A 4,213-nucleotide genomic window follows, 5' to 3' on the forward strand; every position below is an offset into this window, starting at 1 on the left:
AAATTGTGGCGATGGCTCAAGCAAGACCTTTTACACAATCACCTCTTTACCGATCAATGGGATGCTTTAAAAAGCAAGGTCATCGAGTGGTTAGACCAACCAAGCCACAAAGCTCAGCCTTTGCTCCAATATGTCGGTTTAAAGGCCGCTGATGCTCCTTTTACTATCGCTTTTTTGGAAGCTGTTACCAATATGTCAAAGAACGTTTAATTCAAAAAACCTCATCAGCTGGAGGCAATTGATGCCCTCCGAGCCTAGGATTTGAGAACGGTTATTTCAAAAAACTTCATAAACCGAATCAGCTTTTTTGTTTTATTTTGGAATAAAAAGGTGGTTAATAAAAAAAATGATTAAAAAACTACCCAAAATGTTACATCAAAAAGAATTATGGCTATTTTTGAAATGATGGGCATGCGCGAGGCATGGTATGTAACGAAAAATCAATGGCGGTACAATGGCAAAAAAAAGCACGCTATCTGTAAGAGGAACTGAAGTTACCATTATAGATGACTCCGGCCAAAAATTCATTTCACTCACCGATATGCTCAAAGCAAAGGATGGTGATTTTTTTATCTCGGATTGGCTTCGCAACCGGAATACCGTAGAATATTTAGGCATTTGGGAATCCATCTACAACCCCGACTTTAATTGTGGCGAATTCGACACAATTAAAAGTCAGGCAGGCCTGAACAGTTATAGAATCAGCGTTAAAGAGTGGGTGGCTCAAACGAATGCCATCGGGATAAAGGCTAAAACAGGCCGTTATGGTGGCACTTACGCCCATCCTGATATTGCCTTTGAATTTGGCATGTGGATATCTGCTGAGTTTAAAATCTACCTGATCAAAGAGTTTCAACGCCTAAAAGAAGAGGAGAATGACCGACTAAAATTAGAATGGAATTTGCAACGAACACTCTCCAAAATCAACTATCGCATCCATACCGATGCCATCAAGGAAAATATCATTCCTCGACTAATCGGCACCCAAGACACCGCTTTGGTGTATGCCAGTGAAGCAGATTTGCTCAATGTCGCCTTGTTTGGCAAAACCGCCCTGGATTGGCGTACCGAAAACCCGGATCGTAAGGGAAACATCCGCGACGAAGCCACTTTGGAGCAATTGGTAGTACTCTCCAACCTCGAAAGTATCAATGCCGTTTTGATTCATCAGGGGTTGAGCCAAGCAGATCGATTGGTACAACTCAACAAAATTGCAATCACCCAAATGAGGTCGTTGGTACAAAACTCAACGATGAAGCAACTGAAATGAAATGCTCAAACTGAATATCCGCAGTAAAGTAGATGCCCTATGGGAGAAATTTTAGCCAATTGGGATGAAAGTGATGGTTCGCCGTATAATTATCACCTTGAAAGACCGAGCTTTCAATACGAAGAACCGACGTGGCGTATTGTTCCTTATGACCAATGCAGAGCATCATACAATAACCACAAAAAAGGAATTAAATCAATTTTTGTTGGCAATTTAAGACTTTGGACTTTACATCTTATTGAAAATGTAGAAATAAGCACCTTGATTACGCATTCCGAAGAGCATCTATCCTACATTGATATCGAAGATGAGAATATAAATGTGCCGCTCAAGGTTTATTTGGATTACCCATTTTCTGTTTGTGTGGAGGCAGAGATTTTTCCATTGCGCAGAAAAGAGCTTTATGAAACCGAATACCATGGCTATTTTCCAGTTGGTTATTTATTTTGGCAAGTGGCCAAAGTATATGCTGAGATTTACAAAAATCATTGGGAGGAAGTTGGGGTTTGGGGGCATGGTTTGTCGGACTTAATTGTCAATGGTTGTGAGATTTATGAAGATTATAGTGTCATGGTAGTTTTGAGTAGTTGATTCAATTAAACCCAAACCTCATGTACCCGCTGGAAACCGACTCAACTGGCAACTTAACTCCCGCCGAACTGGCCCGTTTTGGAGGCACCTATACCTTCCGGGAAAAGCTCCAACTAGGCGGTACGGGCTCTAGCAAAATCATTTATCAAGAAGGCATCCCAACTTTTGATGAACTCTGTCGTGGCATCGAAAACGAGGTAGCTTATGCCAACTTTGAATGGCTGAAAAATGGCCTGATCCTGCGTTTAAACACCAACCAGCGGCTCAGCTGCGTAGGGCTTACCCTGGAAGAAATTGAAGGCATCAACTTACTGGCTTATCGCATCAAAATTCGCCGGATGCGCTGGGGTGTTTTAAGGAATAAAATTGTGCATCGGGGTGAATTGGAGATCGTGGGGTCGAGTGGGTTAAAAGCGAAATTTATAATTACACCTCCTTTTTTTGAGGGGATGGTGCGTTTTTTTTCAAAGGAAGAAATTGCGGAAAAATTTGGTTATGCGGTGAGTTTGATGCCGGTTGAGGAGGATAAGGATGGGTGGTTGTATGTCTTATTGGAAATGTTGGGAGGCTAGAAACAACAAAACAAGCGCCTGCTCAGTTTCCCAAACAGGCGCTTCCCAAAAAATTATAATCGAGTATATTTTACCTTGCAAAAGCCACCGCCCGCTTCTCCCGGATCACCGTCACTTTGATCTGGCCGGGGTACTGCATTTCGTCCTGGATCTTTTGTGAGATCATGAAGGCCAGGTCGTCGGCATATTGGTCGGTTACTTTTTCACTTTCTACGATGACGCGCAATTCGCGGCCAGCCTGCATGGCGAAAGCTTTGGTGACACCCTCGTGCGCCATAGCCAGCTCTTCGAGCTCACCGATGCGTTTGAGGTAACTTTCCAGGATTTCGCGGCGAGCACCTGGACGCGCGCCGGAGATGGCGTCACAAGCCTGTACGATGGGTGAAATGATGTTGTTCATTTCGATTTCATCGTGGTGGGCACCAACGGCGTTGATCACCGCAGGATGTTCCTTGTATTTTTCGCAGAGCTGCATCCCCAGGATGGCGTGGCTCAATTCAGATTCCTCTTCCGCTACCTTGCCAATGTCGTGGAGCAAACCCGCCCGTTTGGCCAGTTTGATCTGTTTGGGGTTAAGGCCCAACTCGGCGGCCATGATGGCACAAAGGTTCGCGGTTTCGATGGAGTGTTTGATCAGGTTTTGACCATAGGAAGAACGGAAACGCATCCGTCCTACCATTTTCACCAGGTAAGGATCAAGACCGTGCAGGTCGAGGTCGATCACGGTTTTTTCCCCAATTTCTACAATCTGCTCGTCGAGTTGTTTGCGGGTTTTGGCCACTACTTCTTCGATGCGGGCAGGGTGGATACGGCCGTCAGCTACCAGTTTTTTGAGAGCCAAACGCGCTACTTCGCGGCGGATGGGGTCAAAGCTGGAGATCACGATGGCTTCAGGGGTATCGTCTACCACGATTTCAGCACCAGTGGCCGCTTCCAGGGCCCGGATGTTGCGCCCTTCGCGACCGATGATCTGGCCTTTCATGTCATCTGATTCCAGGTGGAAAACCGAAACGGTGTTTTCGATGGTGTATTCTGCGCACATGCGCTGGATGGTTTGGATGACGATTTTTTTCGCCTCCTTATTGGCATCCATTTTGGCCTGTTCGATGGATTCTTTCACGATCGACATCGCATCGGTTTGGGCCTTGGCGCGTACAGCATCCAGCAATTGCTCTTTGGCTTCTTGCTCGCTGAGTTTGGAGATGATTTCCAGCTCCTTGATGCGGATTTCGTTGGCCTGATCCAGTTCTTCCCGTTTTTTGGCCACTATTTTCAGTTGCTTCTCCAGGTTTTCGCGGATGGCTGCGGTTTCCGCCTCTTTTAGGTCGAATTCGGATTTTTGCTGTTCCAGTGCACGCTGCCGTGCTTCGATTTTTTCTTCTTTGGATTTGAATTCTGATTCGAGCGCTTTGATTTCCATCTCGCGCTCTTTCATTTCCACCAATTGTTGCGTTTTGCGGCTATCAAAATCGGACTTCAGTTTGGCAAAATGGTCTTTGGCCTCCTGAATTTTATTTTGTTTGATGCGTTCGTTTTTGCTCTCCGCCTGGTTGACGATTTTCTCCGCTTTGGTTTCTGCTTCGTCGACAATTCGTTTGGCCGATAAACGGGCTTCTTTGATCTGTAAGTCAGCTTGGGAATTGAGTTCTTCTATTTTCTGCTGCTTGGATTTATTCAGGAAAAATTGAACCAAAAAGTATCCCACTACTGCACCAATGACTAACCCGATGACGGCGCCTATTCCAATTTCTGCCATAAAGTCGTTTTTTCCGATTTTTTA

The 4,213-nt window shown here is 45.2% G+C and carries 5 protein-coding genes; 4 read left to right on the top strand and 1 reads right to left on the bottom strand.

Annotated elements, in window-relative coordinates:
- The 4 genes from SFV55_RS13660 to SFV55_RS13675 all read left to right on the top strand — a co-directional run.
- A partial coding sequence (locus tag SFV55_RS13660; protein WP_320030070.1) for a hypothetical protein occupies positions 1 to 210 on the top strand: 210 nt, incomplete at its 5' end.
- Between the two features lie 244 nt (positions 211 to 454).
- Positions 455 to 1,270 carry a KilA-N domain-containing protein gene (locus SFV55_RS13665; protein ID WP_320030071.1) on the top strand — a complete coding sequence of 272 codons (816 nt, stop codon included), beginning with the start codon at positions 455 to 457 and terminating at the stop codon, positions 1,268 to 1,270.
- 39 nt (positions 1,271 to 1,309) lie between these two features.
- Positions 1,310 to 1,861, top strand: coding sequence for a hypothetical protein (locus SFV55_RS13670; protein ID WP_320030072.1), 552 nt, complete (start codon positions 1,310 to 1,312; stop codon positions 1,859 to 1,861).
- A 20-nt stretch (positions 1,862 to 1,881) separates the two neighbouring features.
- Entirely contained in the window at positions 1,882 to 2,433 is a 552-nt protein-coding gene (locus tag SFV55_RS13675) for a hypothetical protein (RefSeq protein ID WP_320030073.1), read from the top strand.
- A gap of 70 nt (positions 2,434 to 2,503) precedes the next feature.
- Here the strand turns inward: SFV55_RS13675 and rny are convergent, their stop codons facing one another.
- Positions 2,504 to 4,189, bottom strand: coding sequence for a ribonuclease Y (gene rny / locus SFV55_RS13680; RefSeq protein WP_320030074.1), 1,686 nt, complete (start codon positions 4,187 to 4,189; stop codon positions 2,504 to 2,506).
- Between the last annotated feature and the right edge of the window lie 24 nt (positions 4,190 to 4,213).

Origin of the sequence: Haliscomenobacter sp. (genome assembly GCF_033763495.1) — a bacterium.
In the GTDB taxonomy this organism is placed as follows: domain Bacteria; phylum Bacteroidota; class Bacteroidia; order Chitinophagales; family Saprospiraceae; genus Haliscomenobacter.

Excerpts from the sequence above, each read along its gene's own strand:
- SFV55_RS13665 (WP_320030071.1), top strand. The coding sequence starts at position 455 with ATGGCAAAAAAAAGCACGCTATCTGTAAGAGGAACTGAAGTTACCATT.
- rny (WP_320030074.1), bottom strand. The coding sequence starts at position 4,189 with ATGGCAGAAATTGGAATAGGCGCCGTCATCGGGTTAGTCATTGGTGCA.
- SFV55_RS13675 (WP_320030073.1), top strand. The coding sequence starts at position 1,882 with ATGTACCCGCTGGAAACCGACTCAACTGGCAACTTAACTCCCGCCGAA.
- SFV55_RS13670 (WP_320030072.1), top strand. The coding sequence starts at position 1,310 with ATGGGAGAAATTTTAGCCAATTGGGATGAAAGTGATGGTTCGCCGTAT.